Below are 3,935 nucleotides of genomic sequence, written 5' to 3'. Positions count from 1 at the left end.
TCCTACGTGCTTCATGGCCACAATAACACGGGATCCGGCCAACGATGCGCCTAGACCTACTTCCAGAGCCACTTTTTCATTGGTGGACCATTCGGCATAGATTTCTTCGTACGGAATTAGGTTCTCTGCGATTTCCGTACTAGGCGTACCCGGGTAGGCTGCAGCAAAGGTGGCTCCGTACTCGTAGGCACCACGGGCAATGGCCTCGTCCCCAGACAGGAACAATTTCACGCTTCTTCTCCCCCTTACATACTTGGGTTTTACAATAATCAAAATCGTCTCTAATGCCTTCTTACGGGTCAGTTCAATGTGAGGCGGAAAGACCTTTGTGCATTATGCATTTACATAACGTGGCCTTTCCGCCTGTGAATTACTTTATTTCGTTCTTGCACGTTCCTGATAATTCGTAATTTTTCAGGTTCGACAACGCTGTCTCGACCATATTTGAAACAGCTTCATCAGTGTAAAAAGCACAGTGAGGTGTAACTATGACATTAGGAAACTGTAATAGCCTAGGCAATATATCATCCTGCAATATTCTGTCACTATGATCATTATGAAAAACACCAACTTCTTCTTCGTAAACATCCAAAGCCACTGCTCCTATTTTACCAGACTTTATACCGCGAATAAGAGCCTTCGAATCAATCAAAGCGCCTCGGGCTGCATTTACAATTATAACACCATCTTTCATTTTACTTATAGTCTCATCATTTATCATATGATAGTTCTCTTCAAACAAAGGGCAATGTAATGTTATTATATCTGCTTCAGAATAGAGTTCCTCCAGGGTTGTAAATGTTGCATACTTCTTGACCTCTTCGTTCTCAAAGATGTCATGGGCAATAATCCTGCACCCAAAGCCGCTGAATGCTTTTATTACATTAAAGCCGATTCTGCCTGCCCCGATCACACCAAGTACGCAGTTCCTTATCTCAGTTCCTATGAGTCCCCTAAGCGAAAAGTCCTTTCTTTCAGCTTTCTTGATTGCTGCGTGGATTCTTCTAGTTAGAGTTAATATTAGCCCTACCGTAAATTCAGAAACTGCATTGGGGGAATATGCTGGCACATGAGCCGCCTTAATACCTAGCTTACTGCAGGCTGCCACATCAATATTATTTGTGCCGGCGGCCCTACTGGTTATATACTTGATTCCGAGCAAGGAAATTGTTTCCAATGCTTTTCTGTTTGCTTTGCTGTTACCTTGAATCATTAGTCCCTCATAACCTTCTGCTAAGTGGGCTGTGTCCGGACTAAAATCCTCACTAACCATAATCACGTCATGGCCATATATAGGTGCAAGAGTCTTCACATACTGTTTTTCGTCAGGCCGAACCTGATACGCTAAGACTTTCATAACAAACCCCCCATCCCTAAAGTTGCATTTTGTACTTCTAAACAACCTTTTCATGCAATACCACATATTACCCTATCCAGTCTCGGCACGCTACCTTCTATCTAGGGTTTTACGGGAGCACAAAAAAGCCAAAGCTGCTGGTGCCTCGCTTGGGAAACAAACACTATTGGACGACCTCTCCCTTAGCTAGGAATTCATCCACTTCATCGACTTCATCTTCAAACCAAACATGGCTCGTCAGTAGTCCTTTTGCTATTACAGGAAGCACAACTACAAACAAACCTATATAGCCTAAATAGCCATAGCCTTTAGCAACAAGAGGAATTAATCCGAATAACGCAATCCCCCATGTGAGCACTACATATCCCGCCGAGGCAATAATATTTGTCCTACGGTCTTCGCCTGTAAGACCTCTTTTTTCGCCAACATAATCCACAATTCTTTTCGCTCCAGCGTATACTACATTGACTCCAGTAGACACCACACCCAGTAGTATGAGGAACGAAATGGCAAAAGCAGCAATTTCACCGCCGAGAGACTCTCCTGCCACTGTTAGATTTGGCACGGCTTCGGTGACAATATCTGGATAATACCCTAACAAGCAGAGAGATGATAAGGTTATCATGGATGCATTTATGAAAAATCCGAACAAGGCAGCACTTTTAGCTTCACTTCTTGTGGTAATAGGTTCTGCTACAGAAACATAGGCGCCAATCACAACCGTTTGAAAAGCTGCATATAGGAGCATCTGCCATACCGCCGGAGCAAGATTCGCTTCAGTCTTAGCTAACCTGATAGTCTCTGCAATGGCCTCAAAGTTTGCGATGAAATTACTTCCCAAAACTATCAATAGCCCAATTATAATAACAATACTAACCGAGGCAGCGGCTTTTCGCACTGTTTCCGCTCCAAAGATTGTTAACACGAAAATCAATATCGCAATGAATATCGTATTGACAAAGTAAGGTGTGCCCAGCAAAGCTTTGATAGTTTCGCCACCGGTGGCAAAGGCTACGGCACTTGCTAATGCTAAGGCGATAACATAGGATATCTCATAAACTGCAGCTAACGCTTTACTACCATAATACTTTTCTGCCCAAGAGTAGTAGTTGAATGTTCGGTGGGCCGCAGCAAATGCCCAACCATAGTAGAAGGTTATTGCACAAATAGCCATTGCAATAATGGGCAAACATGCCGCATACCATCCAAACCTAGTGTAGAACTCAACCAGTTGACGTCCCGACGCAAATCCTCCACCAAAATGAGTGGTGAACCAAACAAAAGCTAACGCAGCCGTAGGTCCAAAAAGGGCTTTTCGCACAATCAATCTCTCCTTTTTAAGCAACTACAACCCCCCGATTCGCAACTCAACCACAGCCAACTACATTTTGAACTAATCGAAACCATGTCCATTGTCCGATGATTATTTTTTTCCTATATCACCCCACTTCAAAGTCATATTTTGTTGTCCATTGACACTATTCCGTTGCCACTTGATGTACTGCAGATGCATTTCTTTTCTTTCTTGAGGGTCTCTAACAAACATGCACCTATCTGGTCTGTGCTTAAATAGTCTGTTTTAAATCATTTAAGGTTGATGGCTTTACTTATGACGTCTATCGCTGCCTCAGGACAACAGGTAACACAAAGTCGGCAACCAATGCATCTATCCGGATTCACAACCACTGCAAATCTATAGCCCTTTGAATTCGCTTTTTCTCCAATTCCAATAACGCTTTTAGGACAGATAAGTATGCAATATCTGCATCCCCTGCAAATGTCTCTGCTGATCCTTACCTGTGCCACGTGTTGGCCCTCCTACTTCAATGTTTTGCTCCAGAACGGTATGGTAGGAACCAGGTTCTTGTCATTACTTAGAAGGGTACTTCTTGGGTCTTCAATCAGACCCTTATTGCTCTCTCGACAAATCAGCGCCACCGGGGTTAAATTGTGGCAGCATTTGTCCACATTATGTATACACCATTTATGACAAAACACCCTTTCTACAGCCGCGTAAGCAAAGTACCACTGCCCCCGACCCCGGCGGTAATTCCTTGGCTTTCATAATGTCTAAAGATCTTGTATCTCAGTGTCTCTCGTTCTTGAATTCGCTAAGGGCAGGGCTTTGTGGTGCTTGTGGACATTATGTATACACGATTTGTCAATAAAAGAATACACATGCTCGAATGTGTAAGCGAAATGTGTTCCTACATTCCCCTGTATTCGTATTCAAATTGTATGCAATCTCATTATAGCATTAAAATGTACAATGTTCAATGTTTCAAGTTAAGGATGTATTTTCAGTATTTATACCTGCGATTTATTAGTTTTATACCCCTTGTTACCACAAGACTCCGGACAAAAACAAACCAGTGGTTACCTCATGCTCGTACTAAGGGCCTCTAAATAAATCAACCGGCCCAAACAAAAACCGGGTCAGGGCGGACAGCCGACCCGGAATTTATCTATACTCCCAGCGTACTAATGGATTGCGCCAGAGCGGCTATGCTCTTGGTAAGCTCATCCAGCTTGGCTTCCATCCGCACCAGCAGGTACAGGGAAACCACCACCGGGAAGC

At 43.5% G+C, this 3,935-nt stretch carries 4 protein-coding genes and 1 pseudogene; all 5 read right to left on the bottom strand.

All coding sequences use genetic code 11. From position 1 onward, the window contains the following. Positions 1–231 (bottom strand): indolepyruvate ferredoxin oxidoreductase subunit alpha (locus GX016_10340; protein HHT71938.1); only part of this gene is annotated, 231 nt, incomplete at its 3' end. A gap of 139 nt (positions 232–370) precedes the next feature. Continuing rightward, a complete protein-coding gene (locus tag GX016_10335; GenBank protein ID HHT71937.1) occupies positions 371–1,357 on the bottom strand; it encodes a lactate dehydrogenase in 987 nt (328 codons plus the stop codon). Positions 1,358–1,613: 256 nt separating this feature from the next. Beyond that, positions 1,614–2,684 (bottom strand): annotated as a pseudogene (locus GX016_10330) (hypothetical protein). A 257-nt stretch (positions 2,685–2,941) separates the two neighbouring features. Continuing rightward, positions 2,942–3,163, bottom strand: a complete 222-nt coding sequence (locus GX016_10325; protein HHT71936.1) for a 4Fe-4S dicluster domain-containing protein — start codon at positions 3,161–3,163, stop codon at positions 2,942–2,944. A gap of 659 nt (positions 3,164–3,822) precedes the next feature. Continuing rightward, positions 3,823–3,935, bottom strand: a 113-nt coding sequence (locus GX016_10320; GenBank protein ID HHT71935.1) for a YvrJ family protein, incomplete at its 5' end; no start/stop codon positions are given.

It is taken from the genome of Bacillota bacterium (assembly GCA_012837285.1).
Taxonomy (GTDB): Bacteria; Bacillota; DTU030; order DUMP01; family DUMP01; genus DUNI01.
Note: the sequence above shows the minus strand (reverse complement) of the source record. Positions and strands in the feature narration are given on the sequence as shown.